22 protein-coding genes, 1 tRNA gene, 1 pseudogene and 1 riboswitch are annotated in these 22,730 nt (G+C 68.9%); of the genes and pseudogenes, 17 read left to right on the forward strand and 7 right to left on the reverse strand.

Annotated elements, in window-relative coordinates; genetic code table 11:
• Positions 1 to 591 precede the first annotated feature (591 nt).
• A riboswitch (cyclic di-AMP (ydaO/yuaA leader) is annotated at positions 592 to 750 on the forward strand.
• A gap of 7 nt (positions 751 to 757) precedes the next feature.
• The 7 genes and pseudogenes from AS188_RS15205 to AS188_RS15240 all read left to right on the forward strand — a co-directional run bounded on the left by AS188_RS15205 (position 758) and on the right by AS188_RS15240 (position 6,972).
• Positions 758 to 1,432, forward strand: coding sequence for a C40 family peptidase (locus AS188_RS15205; RefSeq protein WP_058859547.1), 675 nt, complete (start codon positions 758 to 760; stop codon positions 1,430 to 1,432).
• A gap of 713 nt (positions 1,433 to 2,145) precedes the next feature.
• A complete protein-coding gene (locus AS188_RS15215; protein ID WP_307725722.1) occupies positions 2,146 to 2,484 on the forward strand; it encodes a C40 family peptidase in 339 nt (112 codons plus the stop codon).
• 346 nt (positions 2,485 to 2,830) lie between these two features.
• Positions 2,831 to 3,157 (forward strand): annotated as a pseudogene (locus tag AS188_RS16670) (response regulator); the annotation flags it as partial.
• Between the two features lie 49 nt (positions 3,158 to 3,206).
• Entirely contained in the window at positions 3,207 to 4,388 is a 1,182-nt protein-coding gene (locus AS188_RS15220) for an IS701 family transposase (RefSeq protein ID WP_058858988.1), read from the forward strand.
• A 253-nt stretch (positions 4,389 to 4,641) separates the two neighbouring features.
• Positions 4,642 to 5,450, forward strand: a protein-coding gene (locus AS188_RS16675; protein ID WP_371212492.1) for an IS5 family transposase whose coding sequence is annotated in 2 segments (ribosomal slippage) — positions 4,642 to 4,963 and positions 4,963 to 5,450 — 810 coding nt in all. Because the reading frame shifts where the segments join, the coding sequence is not laid out codon by codon here.
• 44 nt (positions 5,451 to 5,494) lie between these two features.
• Positions 5,495 to 5,842 carry a winged helix-turn-helix domain-containing protein gene (locus AS188_RS15235; RefSeq protein ID WP_236945141.1) on the forward strand — a complete coding sequence of 116 codons (348 nt, stop codon included), beginning with the start codon at positions 5,495 to 5,497 and terminating at the stop codon, positions 5,840 to 5,842.
• Entirely contained in the window at positions 5,839 to 6,972 is a 1,134-nt protein-coding gene (locus AS188_RS15240; protein ID WP_058859549.1) for a sensor histidine kinase, read from the forward strand. Before AS188_RS15235 ends, AS188_RS15240 begins: the two co-directional genes overlap by 4 nt.
• Positions 6,973 to 7,070: 98 nt before the next feature.
• On the opposite strand, the gene AS188_RS15245 is transcribed toward AS188_RS15240, so the two are convergent.
• Entirely contained in the window at positions 7,071 to 8,222 is a 1,152-nt protein-coding gene (locus AS188_RS15245; RefSeq protein ID WP_236945010.1) for a heparan-alpha-glucosaminide N-acetyltransferase domain-containing protein, read from the reverse strand.
• A gap of 395 nt (positions 8,223 to 8,617) precedes the next feature.
• On the opposite strand from AS188_RS15245, the gene AS188_RS15250 reads away from it, so the two are divergent.
• The 5 genes from AS188_RS15250 to AS188_RS15270 all read left to right on the forward strand — a co-directional run bounded on the left by AS188_RS15250 (position 8,618) and on the right by AS188_RS15270 (position 12,124).
• Entirely contained in the window at positions 8,618 to 8,836 is a 219-nt protein-coding gene (locus AS188_RS15250; RefSeq protein WP_147050713.1) for a heavy-metal-associated domain-containing protein, read from the forward strand.
• Positions 8,833 to 9,042: a hypothetical protein gene (locus AS188_RS17280; RefSeq protein WP_058859551.1), complete on the forward strand. Its 210-nt coding sequence runs from the start codon at positions 8,833 to 8,835 to the stop codon at positions 9,040 to 9,042. Before AS188_RS15250 ends, AS188_RS17280 begins: the two co-directional genes overlap by 4 nt.
• 62 nt (positions 9,043 to 9,104) lie before the next feature.
• Positions 9,105 to 11,426, forward strand: coding sequence for a heavy metal translocating P-type ATPase (locus AS188_RS15260; protein WP_058859552.1), 2,322 nt, complete (start codon positions 9,105 to 9,107; stop codon positions 11,424 to 11,426).
• A gap of 32 nt (positions 11,427 to 11,458) precedes the next feature.
• A complete protein-coding gene (locus tag AS188_RS15265) occupies positions 11,459 to 11,695 on the forward strand; it encodes a YHS domain-containing protein (protein WP_058859553.1) in 237 nt (78 codons plus the stop codon).
• Between the two features lie 102 nt (positions 11,696 to 11,797).
• Positions 11,798 to 12,124: a metal-sensitive transcriptional regulator gene (locus AS188_RS15270; RefSeq protein ID WP_058859554.1), complete on the forward strand. Its 327-nt coding sequence runs from the start codon at positions 11,798 to 11,800 to the stop codon at positions 12,122 to 12,124.
• A 211-nt stretch (positions 12,125 to 12,335) separates the two neighbouring features.
• Here the strand turns inward: AS188_RS15270 and AS188_RS15275 are convergent, their stop codons facing one another.
• The gene (locus AS188_RS15275; RefSeq protein WP_058858988.1) at positions 12,336 to 13,517 is read right to left on the reverse strand and encodes an IS701 family transposase; all 1,182 of its coding nucleotides are present in this window, start codon (positions 13,515 to 13,517) and stop codon (positions 12,336 to 12,338) included.
• Positions 13,518 to 14,016: 499 nt separating this feature from the next.
• On the opposite strand from AS188_RS15275, the gene AS188_RS15285 reads away from it, so the two are divergent.
• The gene (locus AS188_RS15285; protein ID WP_058859556.1) at positions 14,017 to 14,763 is read left to right on the forward strand and encodes a DUF5131 family protein; all 747 of its coding nucleotides are present in this window, start codon (positions 14,017 to 14,019) and stop codon (positions 14,761 to 14,763) included.
• Between the two features lie 3 nt (positions 14,764 to 14,766).
• Here the strand turns inward: AS188_RS15285 and AS188_RS16680 are convergent, their stop codons facing one another.
• On the reverse strand, positions 14,767 to 15,870 hold the full coding sequence (locus tag AS188_RS16680; RefSeq protein WP_083529500.1) for a three-Cys-motif partner protein TcmP: 1,104 nt from the start codon (positions 15,868 to 15,870) through the stop codon (positions 14,767 to 14,769).
• A gap of 220 nt (positions 15,871 to 16,090) precedes the next feature.
• Positions 16,091 to 16,546 carry a hypothetical protein gene (locus AS188_RS15295; RefSeq protein WP_058859558.1) on the reverse strand — a complete coding sequence of 152 codons (456 nt, stop codon included), beginning with the start codon at positions 16,544 to 16,546 and terminating at the stop codon, positions 16,091 to 16,093.
• 163 nt (positions 16,547 to 16,709) lie between these two features.
• Between AS188_RS15295 and AS188_RS15300 the strand changes: the two genes are divergently transcribed.
• The 3 genes from AS188_RS15300 (at position 16,710) to AS188_RS15310 (ending at position 19,928) form a co-directional block, all read left to right on the forward strand.
• Positions 16,710 to 18,011: a hypothetical protein gene (locus AS188_RS15300; RefSeq protein ID WP_058859559.1), complete on the forward strand. Its 1,302-nt coding sequence runs from the start codon at positions 16,710 to 16,712 to the stop codon at positions 18,009 to 18,011.
• 274 nt (positions 18,012 to 18,285) lie between these two features.
• Positions 18,286 to 18,358: transfer RNA gene (locus AS188_RS15305), tRNA-Gly, on the forward strand.
• Between the two features lie 211 nt (positions 18,359 to 18,569).
• Positions 18,570 to 19,928 carry an MFS transporter gene (locus AS188_RS15310; protein WP_083529501.1) on the forward strand — a complete coding sequence of 453 codons (1,359 nt, stop codon included), beginning with the start codon at positions 18,570 to 18,572 and terminating at the stop codon, positions 19,926 to 19,928.
• 116 nt (positions 19,929 to 20,044) lie between these two features.
• On the opposite strand, the gene AS188_RS15315 is transcribed toward AS188_RS15310, so the two are convergent.
• Positions 20,045 to 20,776: a DUF72 domain-containing protein gene (locus AS188_RS15315; RefSeq protein WP_058859560.1), complete on the reverse strand. Its 732-nt coding sequence runs from the start codon at positions 20,774 to 20,776 to the stop codon at positions 20,045 to 20,047.
• 156 nt (positions 20,777 to 20,932) lie between these two features.
• Between AS188_RS15315 and AS188_RS15320 the strand changes: the two genes are divergently transcribed.
• Positions 20,933 to 21,373 carry a hypothetical protein gene (locus AS188_RS15320; protein ID WP_058859561.1) on the forward strand — a complete coding sequence of 147 codons (441 nt, stop codon included), beginning with the start codon at positions 20,933 to 20,935 and terminating at the stop codon, positions 21,371 to 21,373.
• On the opposite strand, the gene AS188_RS15325 is transcribed toward AS188_RS15320, so the two are convergent.
• Together AS188_RS15325 and AS188_RS15330 are read right to left on the reverse strand one after the other, a co-directional pair.
• Positions 21,351 to 21,980: a CDP-alcohol phosphatidyltransferase family protein gene (locus AS188_RS15325; RefSeq protein ID WP_058859562.1), complete on the reverse strand. Its 630-nt coding sequence runs from the start codon at positions 21,978 to 21,980 to the stop codon at positions 21,351 to 21,353. The genes AS188_RS15320 and AS188_RS15325 overlap by 23 nt on opposite strands.
• Before the next feature lie 113 nt (positions 21,981 to 22,093).
• Positions 22,094 to 22,621 (reverse strand): MerR family transcriptional regulator, encoded by a 528-nt coding sequence (locus AS188_RS15330; RefSeq protein WP_307725703.1) that lies wholly within the window; start codon positions 22,619 to 22,621, stop codon positions 22,094 to 22,096.
• Positions 22,622 to 22,730 lie beyond the last annotated feature (109 nt).

Genomic DNA, 22,730 nt, shown 5'->3' on the forward strand with positions numbered 1-22,730 from the left:
GACGAACCGACCGGAGCCAGCCCGCCATGGAATCGACAGTAGACTGCGGACCCGACCGGATGAAGCCCTCAATCGTGAAGATTCCATGAAGATGCGCCGCAGGCTGAGGTGGTCAGCATTCGTATCAGTGTTCCGATACGCGACGGATTCCCCGGGATTATGAAGATTGAATGAAGAAATATCGTCTCGTCCGGCGGTGAAGCACCGAAGTACCTCATGGCGAACTGGAGGTTTCCCGAGCTTTTCCTTGAGGTACTCGGATGTCAGCGTGGGCTGCGCGCCGGTGGCCTCCTCCTTCCTCCTGGTGGAGGGCCACAGCTTCAGCCGCGGATTCCCGGGGAGAACCGCAGGTCAAGGCGGGTCAGTCCGTGGTTTCGGGGTCCGCTGCGGAGCGCGCGGGGACCCCTGGAGGATCCTCTCAGCCCTGCGTCTCTTCCGTCCTGGCGCTCTTCGTCGAACGGCCTCAAGAGCCGGAATGAACCCGTAATCGGAATGTGACGTTTTCGTTATCTCTTCGCTACTGTCATCTGCGTGCCGATCGCCGATCCGGTCGGCATCCCCGTGCACATCGCCGAATTCTGCCGGTGCCCGGGGTCCCAAACACAGAAATCGCTTGGCAGAAGCGGGGGAACCACATGCGGTCCCGTCCACCGGGACCTAGGGGTTAAGTCGTTCGGAGCGCGTGCGCTCCGCGGCCGGGTGTCTCCCACCCGCATCCGACAGCTCACCTCGTAGGCAAAGGGAGGAACACACGCTCATGGCTTTCTTCAAGCACAGCTCTGCCCGCCACCGTGCCGAGACCACCTCGCACGCCGTGCGCAACACCACCATCGCCGCCGCCGCCGGCGCCGCGATCCTGGGCTCCGTGGCCCCCGCCCAGGCCTACGCAGAGGTCCCCGCGGCCTCCGGCGCCGTGTCCTCGGCCCCCGCCCCCGCCTCGCTGGCGAACTACACCTCGTACACCTACGAGGCCCCCGCCGCCCCGGCTGCCGCTCCGGACGCCGCCGCGACCACGGCCGAGCAGGCTCCGGCCGCGCAGCAGAGCGCGTCCACCGCGGGGCTGTCCACGCAGTCGGTTTCCACCCAGTCGCTCTCGTCGGCCGGTGGCCTCGTCGGCACGGCCATGAAGGGCCTCGGCGGGGCCTACGTCTGGGGTGGCACTACGTTCGGTGCCTGGGACTGCTCCGGTTTCACCAAGTGGGTCTACGCGCAAAACGGTATCGACCTGCCGCGCACCAGCCAGGAGCAGTGGGCGGCCGGCACCCCGACTACCAACCCGCAGCCCGGCGACCTCGTCGTCCAGAACGGTGGCGGTCACATCGGCATCTACCTCGGTGGCGGGAAGATGATCTCCGCTCTCAACCCCACCCAGGGCACCTTCATCCACGACGTGAACGCGATGCCCGTGGTCGGCTACGTCACCTTCCGTTGATCCGCACCCGCCGCCCGCGACGGCCTCGGTCGTCGCGGGCGGTCTTCCAGATCCCGGATAGGTCGTCCTGGCAGCTACCGGTCCAGCCGGGGTTTCCGCGGGCTGCGGCTTGTACTGCCCTCCGCGATGTTCCGGTGGATTTGCTCAACCCAGCAGAACGCTCCTGAACCTCTCATGGCTCGTGACCTGACCTCCTCGAACGGCATCGGCTCCTTCTTCACCGGCAAGGCCCGCACCGTGGCCGCCGTCGCCGCCTTCTCCGGCCTGGCCCTGGCCACCACCGTGTCCGTGCAGGCGGCCCCGGCCCAGGACGGCACCGCCGACGCCCCGCTGACGGCCCTCGCCGCCGCGTCCCCGTCGGCGGCCCCGGCCGTCTCCCTCGAGCCGGTCGCCCACGTGACCAAGGCCGAGAAGAAGGCGCAGCCCCGGGCCGAGCAGAAGGCCCCGGCCGCCATCGCCGCTCCCACCATCCCGGCCCCGGTGGCCGCACCCGTCCCGGATATCGAGGCCCCAAAGCCCGCTGCCCCGGCGCAGGCCGTGGCCACCCCCGGGCCGCACCCGTGGCCCAGGCCGCCCCGAAGCCCTCCCCGCAGATCGAGGCCCCCACCCCGAAGCCCGATGACCCGGCGCAGGTTGTGGCTGCCAAGGCTCAGCCTGTTGCCCAGGCCGCCCCGAAGGTGGCTTCGAAGACCGCAGAAAGAATCACGCCCCAGGTGTCGGCTTCGGGCCAGGGCGCGACCATCGCCTCCGCGGCGAGGGGCCAGCTCGGCGTGGGCCAGGACTGCACCGCCCTGGTGACCAACGCCCTGCGTGCCGCCGGCATCAACTTCCGCGGCTGGCCGGCTGACTACTTCAAGCTGGGTGCCCCGGTCACCGCGGGCCAGGCCCAGCCCGGTGACCTCGTCTACTACGCCGACGGCGGCATGGGCACTCCGCACATCGGCGTCTACGTCGGCGGCGGCAAGGCCGTCCACGGTGGCTGGAACGGTGGGTCCACCGTCTTGGACAGCGTCAACGTCGGCTCCGGACCGGTCTATATTCGCGTGCGCTGAACCCACGCGAGCACACACTCCGGGTGCGTGGAACCTGTTCGACCAGACGGGGACCGCGCACCCGCTTTTTCAGCATTTCAGTGGACGACACATCGTGGGTGGCTGCGGTGATGGCCTTGAGCGTGCAGATTTCGTGCTGGGGCAGGCCAGCGGCGGCGACCAGCGCAGAACGGCTCCCAGGACAAGCTCAAGGTGGAAACTATAGATCGCACAGCAGGCCCGTGCGGCCGTGGTTGCGTTGACGGGCGTCGTCGTGGGCGGCGGTACCACGGTCAATTGTCCTTGCCGCACCGGGACGGTTCGCTGTATCCAGCAGAATGTCCCATCCGACGATGAAGGAACCCGAATGTCTGCACCTCTCCCTGGCCGGATCCTGGTGGTCGACGACGAAGCCGACCTCACACAGCTGATCGAGGGTTATCTGCGCAAGGCCGGGCTGGAGGTCGCCGTGCGCCATGGCGGTCTGGAAGCGGTGGCAGCGGTGCGGGATTTCAGCCCGGATGTGCTGGTGCTCGACCTCGGTCTACCCGGAATGGATGGGATTGAGGTGTGCCGTCAGGTGCGGACCTTCTCGAACTGCCATGTGCTGATGCTCACCGCTCGTGACGACGAGGTGGACAAGATCGTGGGTCTGTCGGTGGGTGCTGATGACTACGTCACTAAACCGTTTAGTACTACAGTCGCGCTTGTGAAGGGGTTGTGGCCCGGCTCATCATGGTGTGATGAGCGAGGACGTGGCGGTGGCCGAGGTTCGGCAGTGGGCCGAGGGTCTGGAGGAAGTCGCGGAGCTGATCGGTGGGCGGTTCGCGAGGGCGGAGCCGCGGGCCAACGCGATGGCCTACCTGCAGGGGTTGCTCTCAGGTGCGGAGCGGAAGAACTCGTGGACGATCTCGGAGCAGGCCGGCCACGCCACCCCGGATGCGATGCAGCGGTTGCTCTCGACCACGGACTGGGACCCGGACGCGCTGCGCGATGACCTGCGCGCCTACGTGGTGTCCTATCTCGGGGACTCGGACGGGGTGCTGGTGGTGGACGAAACAGGGTTCCTCAAGAAAGGAACCCGCTCGGCCGGGGTCGCCCGGCAGTACTCGGGCACGGCAGGGCGGACGGAGAACTGCCAGGTCGGGGTGTTCCTCACCTACGCCACCCAGTCCGGGCGGACGTTCCTGGACCGGGAGTTGTATCTGCCCAGGGCCTGGACCGAGGACTCCGACCGTTGCGCTGCCGCGGGCATCCCGGAGGAACGGGGCTTCGCCACGAAGCCGGAACTGGCCGCGACCATGCTGGAACGGGCGGTGGCCGCCCATGTACCGGCCGCATGGGTGACCGCCGATACCGTCTACGGCCAGGCCTGGGCCTTCCGCCGGGCCGTGGAGGAGACCGGGCTGCACTACGTGCTGGGCGTGCCGGCCAGCCAGGCCGTGTGGCCGAAGGCCGGGCCCCTGGCCTTCCACCAGGTGCGGGCCAGGGAGCTGATCGCGTCCTTGCCGGCCCAGACTTGGCGGGTGCGCGCGGCCGGGGACGGCGCCAAAGGGCCCCGCCGCTACGGATGGGCCCGGGTGCGGGTCAACGGGATGCTCGACCCGGTCGGTGAGTACTGGCTGCTGGCCCGCCGGTCTCTCACGGATCCCACCGAGCTCGCCTACTACCTGTGCTTCGCCCCGCCCAGGGTGAGCCTGGCCGAACTGGCCCGGATCGCCGGAACCCGGTGGGCCATCGAGGAGACCTTCCAGACCGCCAAGGGCCAAACCGGACTCGACCAGTACCAGGTGCGCCAGTACACCGGGTGGTACCGCCACATCACCTTGGCGATGCTCGCCCACGTTTTCCTCACCGTCACCCGCGCCCGGGCAGCGGCAAAAAGGGGGGCCACCCCGGCGGAGACAGCCAGCTCATCGCCTTGAGCCTGCCCGAAATCCGGCACCTGCTCGTCCTGCTGATCTGGGCCGCACCACCAGAACCACAGATCGTCCTGAACCGTTCCCGCTGGCGCCGCAAACACCAGCATCGCGCCAAAGAACACCACTACAGAGCGCACGGCCATGCCTCACAAGTGCGACTGTAGTATTAGACCTGGTCTCAAAACCTGATCGGTCGTTGCCCACCTGCCTGGGAACGGTCCACAGTGCCTGCATGACGACGAGGACGCAGTCGTGGATGGTCGATGACCGTCTGTGGGAGCTGATCGCCCCGCTGATCCCACCCCAGCCACCACCTCGAGGGCCCGGGGGGCGACCCCGGATCGAGGACCGGGCGGCACTGGAGGGGATCCTGTTCGTGCTGCACACCGGGTGCCGTTGGCGGGACCTGCCCCCGGCCCTGGGCTGCGGGTCCGGGCACACCGCCTGGCGCCGGCTCAGGCAGTGGCAGGGGGCCGGGGTGTGGGAGAAGCTGCACCGGGCAGTGCTCGAGGAGCTCTCCGAGCAGGAGATCCTCGACTGGTCGCGGGCCAGTATCGACGCGGTGTCCGTACGTGCCAAAAGGGGGGCGAGCTGACCGGCCCGAACCCCACCGACCGCGGGAAACCGGGGACGAAGTACCACCTGCTCACCGACGCGGCCGGGCTGCCCCTGCATGTGCTGGCCTCAGCCGCAAACGTCCACGACAGCAAACTCTTCGAGCCGTTGCTGGAGACCAACCCGAGTGTGCGTGGCCGGCGAAGGCGTCCGGGGCGGCCCCGCCGCCGGCCGGAGAAGCTGCACGCGGACAAGGGCTACGACTACCCGAGGTGCCGCCGCTACCTGCACCGGCGAGGCATCAAGGTCCGGATCGCCCGGCGCGGAATCGAGGCCAAGACCCACCTGGGCCGGCACCGCTGGGTCGTGGAGCGCACCATCTCCTGGGTCCTGCGGTTCAAGCGTCTCGGGATCCGTTACGACCGCACTGCAGCCACGCTGCTCCCGCTGCTCTTGCTCGCCGTCACGCTCATCAACTTCCGCCGACTGCGTCAGGTAGAAGAGTTATGAGACCAGGTCTTAGCCCGCGCGAGCTCGTGGCCCGCGTGCAAGCCATGCTGCGTCGGGCGCGTACCGAGGCGCCAGAGCCCCACGGGCAGATCCTCGTCATCGGGGACCTGGTGGTGGACGCGTCCTCCCGGCAGGTCCATCTGGCTGGGGAGCCGGTGGTGTTGACCCGGATCGAGTTCGACCTGTTGGCTTCTCTGGCCGCCCGTCCCCAGCGGGTGCTGTCTCGCCGGCAACTGGTGGAGATGGTTTGGGACACCCACTGGACTGGGGACGCCCACCTGGTGGATGTGCACATCGGGCGGATCCGCAAGAAGCTCGGCGACGAGGCTTCCAACCCGCGGTTCATCCACACTATCCGCGGGATCGGCTACCGGATGGGCACCGGGCGATGAGCACCGTCTCGGACCGTCCTCAGCCCTGGAGCCCCCTGACTGTGCGGCTGATGCTGGCCCAGACCGCCGTGCTGCTGGTCGGTCTGGTCATCGTGGTGATCACCGCGGTCATGGTCGGCCCGTCGATGTTCTACCACGAGCTCATCCGGGCGGGCCACGCCGATGAGGCCTCCGGGCTGATGCACCTGGAAGATGCCTTCCGCTCGGTGAGCCTCACCGCCTTGGCCATCGGCGGGATCCCCGCTCTTTACATCGCCGGGCTGCTCAGCTTCTACCTCTACCGCACGATCGGGAAGTCCCTGGCCTCCTTCACCACCGCCGCCGGCGAGGTGGCCGCCGGCAACTACGGCGTCCGCGTCACCTCCCCCAAGCTGGGCCCGGAGTTCGACTCCCTGGCCGCCTCCTTCAATGACATGGCCGCCAAGCTCAACGCCGTGGACACCACCCGGCGCCAGATGCTGGCCGATCTGGCCCATGAGATGCGCACCCCCCTGACCAGCCTCAAGGGCCACCTGGAGGGCATCGAGGACGGGGTCGTGGATCTGGACGAACGGACCACCGCCATTCTGCACGCCCAGATCACCCGGTTGGAGCGGCTGGCCCGCGACATCCGCCAGCTGACCCAGGCGGAGGAGGGCATGACCCATCTCCAGCTCACCCTTCAGGACCCCGACCAGTTGGCGGCCCAAGCCGTCGACGCCGTCGAACAGGCCGCGGTCGACAAGAACGTCTCGGTGACCAACATCAGCACCGGCAGCCCGGTGGCACCCGTGCTGGTGGATCGAGAACGGATGGGACAGGTACTGGGCAACCTGCTGGAGAACGCCCTGCGCCACACCCCACCCGGAGGTGCCATCACGGTGCACACCGACCACCGCCCGACAGAAGTCACCTTCACGGTCACCGACACCGGAGAAGGCATTCCTGCGGCCAGCCTGGCGCACGTCTTCGAGCGTTTCTACCGCGCCAACACGGGCCGTGAAGCTCAGCGCGGCGGGTCAGGACTGGGGCTGGCCATCAGCAAGGCCCTCGTCGAGGCCCAGGGCGGGACACTGGAGGCGACCAGTCCCGGACCCGGGCGGGGGGCCAGCTTCCGGATCCGTCTGCCCCGGCGCGCGGCCTCGGGCTGATCCCACAGCGGCCACTGGCAAGCTCCCATCGATAACAGGCTGTACCCGCGACCGCGTATGGTCTGCGGTAGCGGGCACTGCCCCGTCAACACATCTGTCTACTCCCGGGGGCTTCCGGAGGATCCCGCCAGCATCAGTCGTCGGATGGCCTTCACGCTGGTGCTGACCACCCGTTCCAGCGGACCCTGCCCCAGCGCCCGCTGCCAGGCCACCGCGAACAATGCCGCCGCCGCCAGGTTGATCACGAACCACAGGTAGGGCAGATCGTAGTGGACCTCGAAGGAGAGCCCCACCAAGTGAGCCGTGTACAGGGTCAGGGTCATCGCACCCATCGCCGACAACGGCAGCAACCACGGCCCGATCTTCTGGCCGATCAGCAAGAACACCCCCAGCACCGCCAGGCTCATTCCCAGACTCGCCGCGATGGCCAGTGGGGTGTTGGTGTGCGGGGTGGTGATCGCCAGCCACCACCCCGTGGTCGTCGGCAGCACGTCCGGTCCCCAGATCAAGGCCTCCTCCAGGTCGTGCTCGCTCATCGAGGCGCTGTGCAGCAACCGCTCGTAGCCGCCGAAAGCGTAGAGCAGGACATACGAGGCGACCCGAGCGAAGATCACCAGCCCGATCCCCACCACGAGCACACGGACCTGGACCTCGATCCTGCGCAGGTTCAACCGCCCCAGCCCCAGTCCCACCAGCAGGTAAGTCATGTACGGCAAGGCCGGATAGGTGCCGGTCAGCAGCAACTGGGCGGCTACGGCCCCCGGCTCGGTCAGCAGGTCCGTGAAGGTGGGGTTGTAGGAGACGAACTCGGGCAAGGAGTTCCGCAGCCCCTGCATCAGCAGCGGAGCCACAACCCCGGAGACCGCCGCGGAGGCGAACAACGCCTTTGGGCCCAGGTGCAGGAACGGAATGGCCAAGAGGAAGAACACCCCGTAGTAGATCAAAATGTTGTACGCCGGCGGATCCTCGGGCATCAAGGTCCCGATCCACAACCCCACCACGGCGATCAATACCGCCCGCACCACCAGCCCCACGCGGTCGGCGGCCATTGTTCTGCCCTCATGCGGGTGACGACCCCCGGAAGTCAGGGCCAATCCCACCCCCGCCAGCAGGGCGAACAGCGCCGCCGAGTCCCCCGAGAACAGGATCCACGACCAACTCGCCTCACCGGTGTCCTCATCCCATGCCGGCAGCAGGTGAATGGCCATCAGCCCGATCAAGGCCAGCCCCCGAGCGGCGTCGATGCCCACCAGCCGCCTCGTCGGTCTGATGATCACCTGGCCGAGGTCCAGCCGGGCGGAACCTCCCGCCCTTGATGTCCTACTCATGGTTCCCCCTGATGTACTGGGCCCGGCCAGTGGCCGGGCCCGATGTCCCGGCACATCCGGGATCACCTGTACTGAGGGTGTCCGCTGCAGTTCGAGCCCACGTCGAGCAATCCTCAAGATTGAATGAAGATCGCCGTGCCTCATCCACCAAAGGCGACACAGGCCGTCTCCGAGGAGCAAAGCGGGAAGTCCCGCGATCGCCGCACCCCTTCTTCCCCACCCGCCGCAGTTTCCCTCTCTCACCCGTTGACACAGGTACCCCAGGGGGGTATATCTATGTACAGATATACCCCCACGCCGTAGACGATGAGAAGGGCATGAGCATGACGACTACTCAATTCCAGGTGACCGGGATGACCTGCGGACACTGCGAGATGTCCGTGCGCGAGGAGGTCCAGGAGGTGGCGGGCGTGACCGGCGTCGAGGTCAGCCACCAGAGCGGGCAGCTGGTCGTCACCAGCGCCGAGCCGGTGGACGAGGCGGCGGTCATCGCCGCGGTCGAGGAGGCCGGCTACCAGGTGGTGCGGTCGGCGTGAACGCCGCCGCACGACTGGGGCTCTATGCGGCGGGGCTGGCAGTGATCTTCACCGCGGCCTTCGCCACGGCCGGAGCCGTGGTGCCGGAGGAGACGGTGACGGCCTGGACACAGCGGGCAGAAGGAGCCCGCACGAGCCAGCACACCGACGGCGGGCACGACGACAATCCGGTCGACACCGCGGCCAGCGGTCACAACGACTACTGATCCACCACTGACCGAGCGCGACCGGACCGGTTGCACTCACCTCGGGAAGAAAGAAGTATCGCATGTCTGCATCCGCGGCCCAGCCACAGGTCCTGGGCACCGACCTCGAGCTCGAGATCGGCGGGATGACCTGCGCCTCGTGCGCCAACCGGATCGAGCGCAAGCTCAACAAGCTCGACGGCGTCACCGCCACGGTCAACTACGCCACCGAGAAGGCCCACGTTAGCGCCCCGGCCGGCTACGATCCCGCAGCGCTGATCGCCGAGGTGGTCAAGACCGGCTACACCGCTGCCCTGCCCGCCGAGAAGCAGGTCGCCGGAGACGGTACCGGCGATGACGACAGAGCGCCGGATACCGAGCTGGTGAGCCTGCGCCATCGGCTCATCGCCTCCGTCGTGCTCACGGTGCCCGTGATCGCGATGGCCATGATCCCGGCGCTGCAGTTCACCTACTGGCAGTGGGCGTCCCTGACGTTGGCCGCACCGGTGATCCTGTGGGCGGCGTGGCCGTTCCACAAGGCGGCGTGGGTCAATCTGCGCCACGGTGCTGCGACCATGGACACGCTCATCTCGATGGGCACGCTGGCAGCCTTCCTGTGGTCGCTCTACGCGCTGTTCTTCGGCACGGCCGGAGTCCCGGGGATGACCCACGCCTTCGAGCTGACCGTCGCGCCCACCGACGGGGCCGGCAACATCTACCTGGAGGTCGGTGCCGGGGTGACGATGTTCATCCTGGCCGGGCGCTACTTCGAGAAGCGCTCCAAGCGGCAGGCCGGCGCCGCCCTGCGCGCCCTGCTCGAGCTCGGGGCCAAGGACGTCGCGGTCATGCGCGGTGGGGCCGAGGTGCGCATCCCGGTCGAGGAGCTGGCCGCGGGCGACGAGTTCGTGGTCCGTCCCGGGGAGAAGATCGCCACCGACGGCGTCATCACCTCGGGCACCTCGGCGGTCGATGCCTCGATGCTCACCGGCGAGTCCGTGCCGGTCGAGGTCACCGCCGGCGACCCGGTGACGGGTGCGACCGTCAACGCCGGCGGCCGCCTGCTGGTCCGCGCGACCCGGGTGGGCTCGGACACGCAGCTGGCGCAGATGGCCCAGCTGGTGGAGGACGCCCAGTCCGGCAAGGCCGAGGTGCAGCGCCTGGCCGATCGGGTCTCCGGGGTGTTCGTCCCGGTCGTCATCGCGATCGCCGTCGCCACCCTGGCCGCCTGGCTGGGCGCCGGCTTCCCCGCCTCCGCCGCCTTCACCGCCGCGGTGGCGGTGCTGATCATCGCCTGCCCCTGCGCCCTCGGGTTGGCCACCCCCACCGCGCTGCTGGTGGGCACCGGCCGCGGCGCCCAGCTGGGCATCCTCATCAAGGGCCCGGAGGTCCTGGAGTCCACCCGCAAGGTCGACACCATCGTGCTCGACAAGACCGGCACCGTCACCACCGGCAGGATGACGGTCGTCGACGTCATCACCGCCGAGGGCGTCGACCGCCGGGAGCTACTGAGGCTGGCCGGGGCGCTGGAGAACTCCAGTGAGCACCCCATCGCCCAGGCCATCGCCCGCGGCGCCACCGGGCGGGTCGAGACCCTACCCACCCCCGAGTCCTTCCAGAACCTGGCGGGCCAGGGTGTGCAGGGCGTGGTCGAGGGCCACCTGGTGGCCGTGGGCCGGGAATCCCTGTTGGCGGAGTGGGCACTGGCCATGCCCGCCGAGCTGGCCGCGGCCAAGGCTGCCGCGGAGGCCGGCGGGCAGACCGCCGTGGTCGTGGCCTGGGACGGGTCAGTCCGCGGAGTGCTGGTGGTCGCCGATGCGATCAAGGACACCAGTGCCGAGGCCATCGCCCAGTTCCGCGCCCTAGGCTTGACCCCGGTGCTGCTCACCGGGGACAACCAGGCCGCGGCCAAGGAGGTCGCCGCCCAGGTCGGCATCGAGGAGGTCATCGCCGAGGTGATGCCTGAGGACAAGGTCCGGGTGGTCACCGAGCTGCAGGCCCAGGGCAAGGTCGTGGCCATGGTCGGTGACGGCGTCAACGACGCCGCGGCCCTGGCCCAGGCCGACCTGGGCCTGGCGATGGGCACCGGCACCGACGCGGCCATCGAGGCCGCCGACCTCACCCTGGTGCGCGGGGACCTGCGTGCGGCCGCCGATGCGATCCGCCTGTCCCGCAAGACCCTGTCCACGATCAAGACCAACCTGTTCTGGGCCTTCGCCTACAACATGGCCGCGATCCCGCTGGCCGCCCTCGGGCTGCTCAACCCGATGCTCGCCGGCGCCGCGATGGCCTTCTCCTCCGTCTTCGTGGTCGGAAACAGCCTCCGCCTGCGCACCTTCACCAGCCAGGCGACCACCCCGTCACCGGCCGCCTCCCGCCCCCGGGCGCGGCAGCCGATCGACGCCTGAACCCACCCCCACCTATCGAGAGGAACACCCTCATGTGCCACCACGACCAGCACGGTCATCACCATGGACTCGCGGACGACGACCACCAGGCCGGATCCTCCAGCGACGAGGTTGCCGAGTGCCCGGTGATGCCCGGCAATCAGGTCGTCAAGGCCGAGGCCGAGGCCAAGGGCTACTACCGCGATTACGAGGGTCAGCGATACTGGCTCTGCTGCGCCGGATGCGGCCCAGCCTTCGACGCCGACCCCGCCAAGTACACGGCGGCCTGATCCCACCCAGCGCCCCCTTGCGCCGGCGGTCCCGGACCAGCCCCACGGCTGGCCCGGGACCGCCGACCCATACAACACCCACCGAAAGACGACACCACCACCATGGACGCCACCTCTGTCCCCGAGACCACCAACGAGTGCCACACCGCCCACGGCTACATCAGCGACAAGGACCGGTACCTGGCCCGCCTCAAGCGCATCGAGGGCCAGGCCCGAGGCATCCACCGCATGATCGACGAGGAGCAGTACTGCATCGACATCCTCACCCAGATCTCCGCCCTGACCTCCGCGCTGCGCAACGTCGGACTGGGATTGCTCGACGACCACATGAAGCACTGCGTCCTGGACGCAGCACAGCTCGGCGACGCCGCCGCCGAAGCCAAGATCAAGGAAGCCTCCGACGCCATCGCCCGTCTCGTCCGCTCCTGACACAGAGCTGCCCCCGTCCGCAGGTGCCCTGAACCGGCCTGGGTCTAGTACTACAGTCGCACTTGTGAGGCATGGCCGTGCGCTCTGTAGTGGTGTTCTTTGGCGCGATGCTGGTGTTTGCGGCGCCAGCGGGAACGGTTCAGGACGATCTGTGGTTCTGGTGGTGCGGCCCAGATCAGCAGGACGAGCAGGTGCCGGATTTCGGGCAGGCTCAAGGCGATGAGCTGGCTGTCTCCGCCGGGGTGGCCCCCCTTTTTGCCGCTGCCCGGGCGCGGGTGACGGTGAGGAAAACGTGGGCGAGCATCGCCAAGGTGATGTGGCGGTACCACCCGGTGTACTGGCGCACCTGGTACTGGTCGAGTCCGGTTTGGCCCTTGGCGGTCTGGAAGGTCTCCTCGATGGCCCACCGGGTTCCGGCGATCCGGGCCAGTTCGGCCAGGCTCACCCTGGGCGGGGCGAAGCACAGGTAGTAGGCGAGCTCGGTGGGATCCGTGAGAGACCGGCGGGCCAGCAGCCAGTACTCACCGACCGGGTCGAGCATCCCGTTGACCCGCACCCGGGCCCATCCGTAGCGGCGGGGCCCTTTGGCGCCGTCCCCGGCCGCGCGCACCCGCCAAGTCTGGGCCGGCAAGGACGCGATCAGCTCCCTGGCCCGCACCTGGTGGAAGGCCAGGGGCCCGGCCTTCGGCCACACGGCCTGGCTGGCCGGCACGCCCAGCACGTAGTGCAGCCCGGTCTCCTCCACGGCCCGGCGGAAGGCCCAGGCCTGGCCGTAGACGGTATCGGCGGTCACCCATGCGGCCGGTACATGGGCGGCCACCGCCCGTTCCAGCATGGTCGCGGCCAGTTCCGGCTTCGTGGCGAAGCCCCGTTCCTCCGGGATGCCCGCGGCAGCGCAACGGTCGGAGTCCTCGGTCCAGGCCCTGGGCAGATACAACTCCCGGTCCAGGAACGTCCGCCCGGACTGGGTGGCGTAGGTGAGGAACACCCCGACCTGGCAGTTCTCCGTCCGCCCTGCCGTGCCCGAGTACTGCCGGGCGACCCCGGCCGAGCGGGTTCCTTTCTTGAGGAACCCTGTTTCGTCCACCACCAGCACCCCGTCCGAGTCCCCGAGATAGGACACCACGTAGGCGCGCAGGTCATCGCGCAGCGCGTCCGGGTCCCAGTCCGTGGTCGAGAGCAACCGCTGCATCGCATCCGGGGTGGCGTGGCCGGCCTGCTCCGAGATCGTCCACGAGTTCTTCCGCTCCGCACCTGAGAGCAACCCCTGCAGGTAGGCCATCGCGTTGGCCCGCGGCTCCGCCCTCGCGAACCGCCCACCGATCAGCTCCGCGACTTCCTCCAGACCCTCGGCCCACTGCCGAACCTCGGCCACCGCCACGTCCTCGCTCATCACACCATGATGAGCCGGGCCACAACCCCTTCACAAGCGCGACTGTAGTACTAATAGAGGGCATGATCTAACCAGGAGAGGATCATGCCACCACCACGGAAGTGCGATCAGGAGACCCAGGCGCGGGCCGGGAGGATGTACGCTGACCGGCTCCCCGAAGCCGTGATCTCGCAGCTAAAGGCCCGCCAACAAGTAGGTGAGCTGCTCGGAATCAACCCCGCCACACTGCAGAACTGGTTCCGCCGGGCGCAGGGGAAAGGCACCACGCCTGTGGCTGGCAAGCCCCGCGATGAGGAGCACGCCCGGTTACGACGCGAGGTCGCCCAGCTGAAACGGACCAACGAGATCCGTTGAATCCACCCGGCGATAGGGGTCAATTTTCACTCGGCGTTGATAGGAATCGTCGCGTCCGCCCAGTACTTGCCCGTCGTCGGCAGCTCCAGCGCGCCGAGTACTCGAATACATGTTCTGAGCTTCGGAAGGGGGTAGCCTCCAAATCATGGCTGACCGTAGCGGCATCGAATGGACCGAAGTCACGTGGAACCCTGTCACAGGGTGCGACCGCGTGTCTCCGGGCTGTGATCACTGCTATGCCCTCACACTTTCCAAGCGGCTGAAAGCCATGGGCGCGCCAAAGTATCAGAACGACGGCGACCCGCGGACATCGGGGCCCGGCTTTGGAGTGACCGTGCATCCGACGGCCCTGCAGCAGCCTCAGTCCTGGGCGGCCCCGCGCCTCGTGTTCGTCAACTCCATGAGTGACCTCTTCCACGCCCGCGTTCCGAAAGAGTTCGTGCGCGATGTATTCGACGTCATCGCGAACACTCCCCGTCACACTTATCAGTTGCTCACCAAGAGACCAGCGCGCGCCCGCAAGATGGCCGATCAGCTCCCATGGCCTGACAACCTTTGGCTCGGCGTTTCAGTTGAGACGCAGGACTACTTCAACCGGGTCGAGGAGTTGCGCGCCATTCCAGCAGCGGTCCGTTTCCTCTCCTGCGAACCGTTGCTCGGCTCTCTCAAAGGCATCGATTTGTCCGGTATCGACTGGGTGATCGCCGGCGGAGAGTCCGGTCCGCACTACCGTCCGATGGAGGTCTCGTGGGCGCGCGACATCCGCGATGCCTGCCTCGGGGCGCAGGTACCGTTCTTCTTCAAGCAGTGGGGCGGTCGCACGCCGAAGAAACTGGGACGGGAGCTCGACGGACGTACCTGGGAGGAGTACCCCGACGCATACGCGATCTGATGCTCAGCTCCTCGGGAAGAACTCCACCAAGGATCCGTCAGGATAAGACCCCTTCCGCTTCCGGCGATGGCCGATGAGCAACTGATCGTTCTCCATCGGTTTCAACGTTCGGGTCTTTACGTGGCTCGAGTGGTAGGGCGTTTTGGTGACCGCGAAGTCGATCACCGACTGAATAGGCACGGTTCGGCCGCCGAATTCGTCTAACAAGGCCTTCCGCAAAGGGGTCATATCGGGCTCATCCCCGAACAGGACGGTTTGCCCTGCGAGTACGTCCGAGAACTCAAACTCCCCCTTGGGATCGACCTTCCACATAGCCTGCTTCATCTTGTCCAAACCAGTGATGCTCCGTGATGCGAAGACCATGTGGTTAGAGTTGATATTTTTGCCGTTGCGCATCCGAAACGACTGCACGTGGGGAAAATTCGCGACGTCCTGCAGCTGCCGCTCGAAGAGGCTCACCAAGAAGGGAGTGCGCTTCGGGTCACCCGCAGGCGGCGCCTGCTTGAACTCGTCCGTTCCATACAGCTGCTCGAGCAACGGATCGACGTTGCCGGCAGTGCTGAAGCGATTCAGATGGTTGGTCGCCAGGTAAATGAATGCCTCACTCCGTTGGGAGGAGAGCAGCTCTGCGATCTGCTGCATCGACACGTCCTTGTAGCCAAACGGATCGATGAAGGCGAACGTTGGAGCCATCGGTTGTCCTGCTAGCTTCCGTTGCTGGATGAGCGTGTCGGCCAGTTCGCCGAAGGGTCCATGACGGAGTTGGACTTTGACGTTGGGTGGCCACCCGCCTCTCCGAGCCCTCGTTTGTTCAACGACCCTTTCCAAGGCTCGGAAACGCTCCGGATCCCGCTCGTTGAAGAGAAAGACGAACTCGCACCGCAACATCTTCTCTAGATGGTTGTGGTCCAGGAGGCATTCCAGGGCGATCAACGGAGAACCAGCCTGTCCGTCGGAGTAGACACCCGGGCCTGCGAAACCGTCGAAGAAGATGGCTCGGCCGTCCGTGTTGCCAAAGATGGCGAACCACGCATCGAGGTACCCGCGCAAAATGTGGTGTTTTGCCGCAGTGTGCGCTTCTCGAGACCAAATCGTCTTGTCGGGCATGCTGACATTGTGCCCTGACGGGGCGTGTTTCCCCTCTATACACGCGGCCGTAGCGCTGATCTTTCCATTCCGACTCGCCTGGACGTGTGCCTTGGACGAACGTACATGACCGTGCGGGCCGGACCTGAGTCGAATCCATGCGTGTGAACCTCCGACTCGGGAGGGATCACCGTGACCCCTCCCGCAACAATCGGGCCTTCCAGGCGATCACTACATATTTCTAATCCTTGATCCGGGCGCGAGCGGCCTCGGCTGCCCTCTGGATCTGGTCGCGCACCCGGGCCTGCCGTACCGCAGCGTGGCCGGCTTCCACCGTACCGCTGTCCACGACGTCCTTGAACAGCCGCTCCACCTGCTCGGTGGGAGTCGTGCCATTCTTGTACCAGTCGATCTGGGCGTCCAGCTGAGCGGCTCCAGCGTGGCGCAGGGACGGGTCGCCGTTGGTGATATCGGCCAGCAGGTGCAGGGCCGCGATCTGCTCGCCGATGCCCACTGTGTCCTCGCCCGAGCCAGCGTAGCCGTGGGCGCGGCGGCTGACCTCCATGAACATCTTGTAGTGCTCGATTTTCGTCCGCAGCCCCAAGTCCCGGCTGTTGTGCCAGAAGGCGAGGCCACCGACGATCACGGTTGCCAGGGCGCCGAGCAGGCCACCAGTGATGAAAGTTCCCCAATCCATACCCCGGACCCTACCGGCCCCGACCCGAGCGTTCAGGGGCCACTGATCCGCTAGGGTCTCTGTCCGCGGAATCGGCCATCAAAGCCTGGCACATTCCTCCCTGGACGATGTGCGTCCTATACGGACTCCATACGCCGGGTGTCCTTTCTGCGAGGATGGCCCCATGGACACGAAGAAACCCCCGCTCGGCGAAGACCATCTTCAAGAGATCTTGACCGCTGTAGTCGACCGCGGAGATGTCCTGGAGAGCGACTACCTCGAGATCAAGCTGGAGGTCGATTTCGGGAGACCAGCAGGGAAGGCGAAGCTGGCGAAGTTCATCCTGGGGGCCGCCAACCGTCTGCCCGAAGTCGCCCAGCGGCACTTCGGCGGGTACGCCGTCATGGTCATCGGAGCCGCACAGGGACAAGCTCCGGGTGTGGAGCCCGGGATGGAGATTCTGCACATCCGGCAGGCAGTCGAGCCCTATCTTGGTCCGGAAGGTCCTCGCTTCACACTGAATCGGCTACGCCTAGAGACCGGCCAGGAGGTGCTGTTCCTGATCGTCGAGCCCCCGCAGCAGGGCGACCCCATGCATCTCTGCCATCGAGCGTACGACGCTGACCGCAAATCCGGGTCGCTGGCCGACGGCGGCATCTACGTCAGGGACGACGGGAACACCGCCCCGGCAAAGACCGCCCAGATCAAGGCCCTCCTGCGTCGGATGCAGGTCGAGCCGGCACTGGACCTGAGTCTGGAGATTGAGGGCCTGGCCTACAGCCTGGTCAGCTCGGCCGTTGGCCGGGACAGATACCTGGATCGCCTCGCCGAACGGTACCGCGAATCGATGAGAGCCCAGGCAGGACGTCCTCGACCATTCGCGCTGCTGGGCATGGGCGTCAGCCCGCTCGACCCCAGTGCAGAAGCAGTAGAGGATCGGCTGGAAGCGTGGCGCCCCAAAGCTGTTGCGGGCTGGCCGGAGACTGAGGACAAGCTGCTCGGACTGCTGGGCGACGGCCTGCGCTTCCACATATCCAACAACGCGGACAGCTTCCTCGAGAAGGTCACCGTGATCATCACATTCCACGGGGCCCAAGGGGTGAAGTGGCGCGACAGGAACGACCGGGATGAGTGGAAGAACGATCTGGTGGAGCCGATCGGCAATCAGCGCCACCCCTGGGATTTCCAGCCCATCATCAACACGGACTTCAAACTCGTCGGCTATCCCGTCGATTGGGAGAACAAGGACGGAAGCCTGGTCGTCACCATCAACCTCGACTCGCTACCGCCGGAACCCACTTGGGGGAGCGAGAACGATGATGTCGTCCTCGTGCGCAGTACGGATGATCAGGGCCCGGTCCGAGTGGCATGGACGGCCACAGCAGCCGGTTACGGATCCGTGTTCCGGGACGAGTTGATCGTGGCAGCCGCGAGGCCGTTTGACCCGACAGGTACGGAGCACAGCACCGACTCGGCGCAACGGTAATCACACCGACCTACCAAGCCAGCTCACCGATTCGCGGAGCAGGCTCTAGCACAGGTGGAACACTGCTGGCCCAGGACCATACGGTCCTGGGCCAGCAGTGGCTTGACCGGAAATTCCGACAAGATAGTGAGAATCTGTCCATGAGAGCTCCGGTAGAGCCACAGGTCAGGGCGGGGTACCTATGACAAGTTCCGCGAGAACCTACAGCCCCGCACGCGGCGCCGCCCGGGATGGGGTAGTGTTTTCCCGCGTGCTCCTCGAACGAGGCGCGCATGCGGCAGTAGCTCAGCTGGTAGAGCGCCACCTTGCCATGGTGGAGGTCGCGGGTTCGACTCCCGTCTGCCGCTCTTTCCATGCCCTCCTCCCCCGCCCGGCGGGAGCCGCGCCCCGTCCGTCCGGCGGGGCGCGAGTCATATCACAGCCCTTCCGATCTGTCCAAGATCACACCGCCCGGGGCTTGGCGGCGCGCGTCACGGCCCGTAACGTCGTGCGTTCATCCGGTTCGGCCCGACGACGCGCTGTTCCACCGCACCCCGTCCGTCCCCGGAAGGAACCACCATGTCCGCACCCCGCACCGCCGTGCTCGAGGTGATCGACCCGCCCGGCCGCGCCGGCACCCGCCTGGCCCTGTTCGCCCTCGCCCTGGGCGGCTTCGGCGTGGGCACCACCGAGTTCGCCTCGATGGGCCTGATCCCCTTCATCGCCGAGGACCTCGGCGCCTCGATCCCCTCCCTCGGCCACGCCATCTCGCTCTACGCGCTGGGCGTCGTGGTCGGCGCCCCGCTGATCACCGCCCTGGCCGCCCGCCTCGAGCGCAAGACGCTGCTGCTCGGGCTCATGGGCGCCTTCACCGCCGGCAACGCCTTCTCGGCGGCCGCCCCCTCCCTCGACCTGCTCTACGCCGCCCGGTTCCTCTCCGGGCTGCCCCACGGCGCCTACTTCGGCGTCGCCGCCGTGGTCGCCTCCTCCCTCGTGCCCCGCGAGCGCCGCGGCACGGCCGTGGCCCGGGTCGCCCTCGGGCTGACGGTCGCCAACATCGTGGGCGTGCCCCTGGCCGCCGCCCTGGGCGGGGCCCTCGGCTGGCGGGCCGGCTACGGGCTCGTCGTCGTCATCGGCGTGCTGACCGTCGCCGCGCTGGCCGTGTGGGTGCCCCGCACCCGCAGCGAGGGCGGGGTCTCCGTGGCGCGGGAGGTCCGCGCCCTGGGCCGCCCGCAGGTGGCCCTGACCCTGACGGCCGGGGCCGTGGGCTTCGGCGGGATGTTCGCCGTCTACACCTTCGTCTCCCCCACCCTCACCGAGCTCAGCGGCCTCGACCTCTCGGTCGTGCCGTGGGTGCTGGCGATCTACGGCGTGGGCATGACCCTGGGCTCACTGCTGGCCGGGCCGCTGCTGGACCGCTCGGTCGGCCGCACGGCCGTCGGCGCGGGCGTGGTCTCCGCCGCGACCCTGGCCTTCTTCGGGCTCTTCGCCCACCTGCCCGTCGCGGCCGTGCTGGGGGTCTTCGCGATCGGCGCGCTGGGCGCGCTGTTCTCCACCGCGCTGCAGATGCGCCTGCTGCGCGAGGCCAAGGACGCCCCGTCCCTGACCGCCGCCATGAACCACGCGGCGTTCAACTTCGCCAACGCCGTGGGCGCGTTCCTCGGCGGGGCCGTCATCACCGCGGGCTGGGGCTACCGTGCCCCGGCGTGGGTGGGCGTCGGCCTCGCCCTCGCCGGGCTGCTCGTCCTGGGCCACGCCGTGCGCCGCCAGCGCGAGGGCACCGACGCGACCCCCGCGCCCGTGCGTGCCCCGGCCGGCTGGACCTCCCGCGCCCTCGGCTCGCTCGTGGTGCTGCTGCCCGAGGCCCTGACCCCCGAGCCCGCCGCGCCGCGCGGTGCCCGGCCGGCGACGACGGGCCTGCTCCTCGGCGCCTCCTGAGCCCGCCGCGCGGCCCCGGGGCCGCCCCGCACCCCGGGCACGCGCACCGTCCGGTCCCGCGCCCCGCGCCCCCGCTCCCCGGCGGCGCGGGGCGCGGGCCTGCCCGCCGTGCCGGCTCAGCCGCCGCCGAGCAGCGAGCGCAGCGCGAGGGCGTTGCGCACGGCGTAGCCGTGGCCGTCGTTGTTGAAGTAGACGAAGACCTCCCGCCCGGCCGCGTCCCACTCCCGGATCCGGTCGGCCCACCACCGCAGGTCGGCCTCCGGATAGGAACCGGCGTAGAGGTGGTGGTGGTCGGGCCCGTGCAGCCGGACGTAGACGAACCCCGCGGTGGCCTCGAGCACGCACGGCAGCCCGGCGCCGCTCATCACGCAGTAGGCGGCCCCGTGCCGGCGCAGCAGGGCGAAGACCCCGGGGTGCACCCAGCTGTCGTGGCGGAACTCCACCGCCACCCGCAGCCAGGGCGGCAGCCCGGCCAGGAAGTGCTCCAGGCGGGCGTCGTCCCGGCCCAGCGCCGGGGGCAGCTGGACGAGCAGGACCCCGCGCCGGGCGCCCAGCTCGTGCCAGGCACCGGCGATCCGGCCGGTCCACGCCTCGGAGGCGTAGAGCTTCTTCGCGTGGGTGAGCCCGCGGGGCGCCTTGACCGAGAGCAGGAAGCCCTCCGGCAGCCGCTCCCGCCAGCCCGCGAAGGTCGCGTCCCGCGGCCACCGGTAGAAGGAGGCGTTGAGCTCCACGGTGCCGAAGGTGCGGGCGTAGAGGGCCAGGCGGCGGGCCGGGGGCGTGCCGGGCGGGTGCAGCACGTGCTCCCAGTGGTCGTAGCTCCACCCGGAGGTGCCGATGTGCCAGCCCATGGGCCCAGGCTAGACGTCCGGCCCGGCACCCCGCCGCCCGTCACCGGGGCGTCATATGTTCCCGGTGCGTCACGGTCCGGGCGCGGGCGCCCGCCGCCTCGCTAGCGTGGGGGCCGGGACCCCCACCGCCCGAGCGGCGGACCCCGTACGGCCGGCGTGGACGACCGGCCCCGTCCGGAGGAGCCGGACAGCCATGAGACCCGGAACCTCCCGCGCGACCCCGCGACGGTGCTCGGCGCCGCGACGGTGGCCGACGGCCAGAGCCTCACCCCCGAGCAGTACGACCTGGGCGGGCTGCACCGGGTCGTGGCCACGGTGACGGACCACGAGGTGGTCCTCTACGGCGAGTTCCGCGTGGACGCCGCCCTCCTGGACGGCCGCGACCCCGCCGAGGTGCCGCACTGGGGCGGGGCGCTGTCGGGGATCGTGGAGGACTGGCAGCCGGAGGGGACCGGGCAGGTGACGCTGTGCGCATTCGTCCACGCGGAGACCCACGAGCACGGGCCGCTGGGCCTGACCCTGGCGGAGGCGGTGGCGCAGCTCGAGGACCTGCGGGTGCGCTGCCTCGCGTGGCTCAGGAGCTCCCCGGCCGCCTGACCCGGCCCCGCCCGTCCCGGGGCGCGGGCGGCGCCTGCCGGCCCGCGGCCTGGCGGACGTACTGGACGCCCGCGACCAGGTGCAGCACGGCGGCGACCTGCACGAGCACCCGGCCGACCTCGGTGACGGCCGTGCTCTCCCACGCCGGCCCGGCGAGGATCAGCACGGAGCCGACCATGAGCGTGGCCGTCTTGACCTTCCCGGCCCTCGTCACCCGCAGCACGCCCAGCGACCGGTGCCGCAGCGCGACCGCGCCGACGACGAGGTCCACGCCCACGACGACGACGAGCACCCACCACGGGAAGAGCCCGACGACGCTCGCGGCGACCGCGATCGCCACGGTGCCGAGCCGGTCGGCGATCGGGTCCATGACCTCCCCGACCCGGCTGCGCTGGTCGAGGGCCCGGGCGAGGACCCCGTCGACCCAGTCGGTGAGGGAGAAGGAGGCCACGAGCACGAGGGCGGCCACCGGGTGCTCGTGGATGCGCAGCACCGCCAGCACCGCCGGGACGATCAGGCTGAAGCGCAGCACCGAGACCACGTTCGGGACCGTGAGCCAGCGGTGGTAGTACGGCGGCGCCGGCTCGGCCGTGTGCTGGTCCTGCATGGTGCGTCCCTCGCCCTCCTCGCGTCCGGGGCGGCGGCCGGAGCCCGTCCGCGCCGCCCGTGCACGAGCCTATGCCATCGGCCGCGCCCGGCCGGGGCCCGCCCGGGCCCGGCTCAGCCCAGGCGGGACTCGAGGACGCGCAGGAACTCGTCCGCGCGGCGGACCTGCTCCGCGAGGCGCTCGCGGCGGGCGCGCGCGTCCGCCAGGAGCGCCTCGAGCTGCTCCCGGGCCTCGCGCCGGGCCTGCTCGGGGCCGGTCCCCTCGGCCACGTCCAGCAGCCGCAGCAGCTCGCCCATCTGCGCGGTCGAGTAGTCGAGGGCCTTCATCCGCTTGATCGTCATCAGCCGGCGCAGGTCCTCCGGGGTGTAGACCCGGTAGCCGCCCTCGGTGCGCCCGGAGGGCGGCAGCAGCCCGAGCGCGTCGTAGTGGCGCAGCGTGCGCAGGGACAGCCCGCTGCGCTCGGCCATCGCGCCGATCTGCAGGAGCTCCTCCGCGGCGGGGCCGTCCTGCGGCGGCGCGGGCGCGTCGTGGCCGGACCCGCCGGGCGGGGTGCCGTCGTCGTCGGCCGGGCGCGGGGAGCCCTCCGTGCCCGCGCCCCGCCGCGGGGCCGTCCGCCCCGTCCTCGTCCTGGTGCCGTCCATGCCGTCCGCCGTCGCCTCGCCGTGCTCGTTGTCGACAACCCTGACGCTGCGTTAGGGTTGCGGGGGCCGGTGCGCCGCTGCGCCCTCGTGCCCTCTTCCTCTTCACCGG

Source organism: Kocuria flava, from assembly GCF_001482365.1.
GTDB classification, from domain to species: Bacteria; Actinomycetota; Actinomycetes; order Actinomycetales; family Micrococcaceae; genus Kocuria; species Kocuria flava.

What these genes read in the sequence shown, in the direction of transcription:
- AS188_RS15205 (WP_058859547.1), top strand. Translation starts at nt 758, where the DNA reads ATGGCTTTCTTCAAGCACAGCTCTGCCCGCCACCGTGCCGAGACCACC.
- AS188_RS15220 (WP_058858988.1), top strand. Translation starts at nt 3,207, where the DNA reads ATGAGCGAGGACGTGGCGGTGGCCGAGGTTCGGCAGTGGGCCGAGGGT.
- AS188_RS15235 (WP_236945141.1), top strand. Translation starts at nt 5,495, where the DNA reads ATGCTGCGTCGGGCGCGTACCGAGGCGCCAGAGCCCCACGGGCAGATC.
- AS188_RS15240 (WP_058859549.1), top strand. Translation starts at nt 5,839, where the DNA reads ATGAGCACCGTCTCGGACCGTCCTCAGCCCTGGAGCCCCCTGACTGTG.
- AS188_RS15250 (WP_147050713.1), top strand. Translation starts at nt 8,618, where the DNA reads ATGAGCATGACGACTACTCAATTCCAGGTGACCGGGATGACCTGCGGA.
- AS188_RS15260 (WP_058859552.1), top strand. Translation starts at nt 9,105, where the DNA reads ATGTCTGCATCCGCGGCCCAGCCACAGGTCCTGGGCACCGACCTCGAG.
- AS188_RS15265 (WP_058859553.1), top strand. Translation starts at nt 11,459, where the DNA reads ATGTGCCACCACGACCAGCACGGTCATCACCATGGACTCGCGGACGAC.
- AS188_RS15270 (WP_058859554.1), top strand. Translation starts at nt 11,798, where the DNA reads ATGGACGCCACCTCTGTCCCCGAGACCACCAACGAGTGCCACACCGCC.
- AS188_RS15275 (WP_058858988.1), bottom strand. Translation starts at nt 13,517, where the DNA reads ATGAGCGAGGACGTGGCGGTGGCCGAGGTTCGGCAGTGGGCCGAGGGT.
- AS188_RS15285 (WP_058859556.1), top strand. Translation starts at nt 14,017, where the DNA reads ATGGCTGACCGTAGCGGCATCGAATGGACCGAAGTCACGTGGAACCCT.
- AS188_RS16680 (WP_083529500.1), bottom strand. Translation starts at nt 15,870, where the DNA reads ATGCCCGACAAGACGATTTGGTCTCGAGAAGCGCACACTGCGGCAAAA.
- AS188_RS15295 (WP_058859558.1), bottom strand. Translation starts at nt 16,546, where the DNA reads ATGGATTGGGGAACTTTCATCACTGGTGGCCTGCTCGGCGCCCTGGCA.
- AS188_RS15300 (WP_058859559.1), top strand. Translation starts at nt 16,710, where the DNA reads ATGGACACGAAGAAACCCCCGCTCGGCGAAGACCATCTTCAAGAGATC.
- AS188_RS15310 (WP_083529501.1), top strand. Translation starts at nt 18,570, where the DNA reads ATGTCCGCACCCCGCACCGCCGTGCTCGAGGTGATCGACCCGCCCGGC.
- AS188_RS15315 (WP_058859560.1), bottom strand. Translation starts at nt 20,776, where the DNA reads ATGGGCTGGCACATCGGCACCTCCGGGTGGAGCTACGACCACTGGGAG.
- AS188_RS15325 (WP_058859562.1), bottom strand. Translation starts at nt 21,980, where the DNA reads ATGCAGGACCAGCACACGGCCGAGCCGGCGCCGCCGTACTACCACCGC.
- AS188_RS15330 (WP_307725703.1), bottom strand. Translation starts at nt 22,621, where the DNA reads ATGGACGGCACCAGGACGAGGACGGGGCGGACGGCCCCGCGGCGGGGC.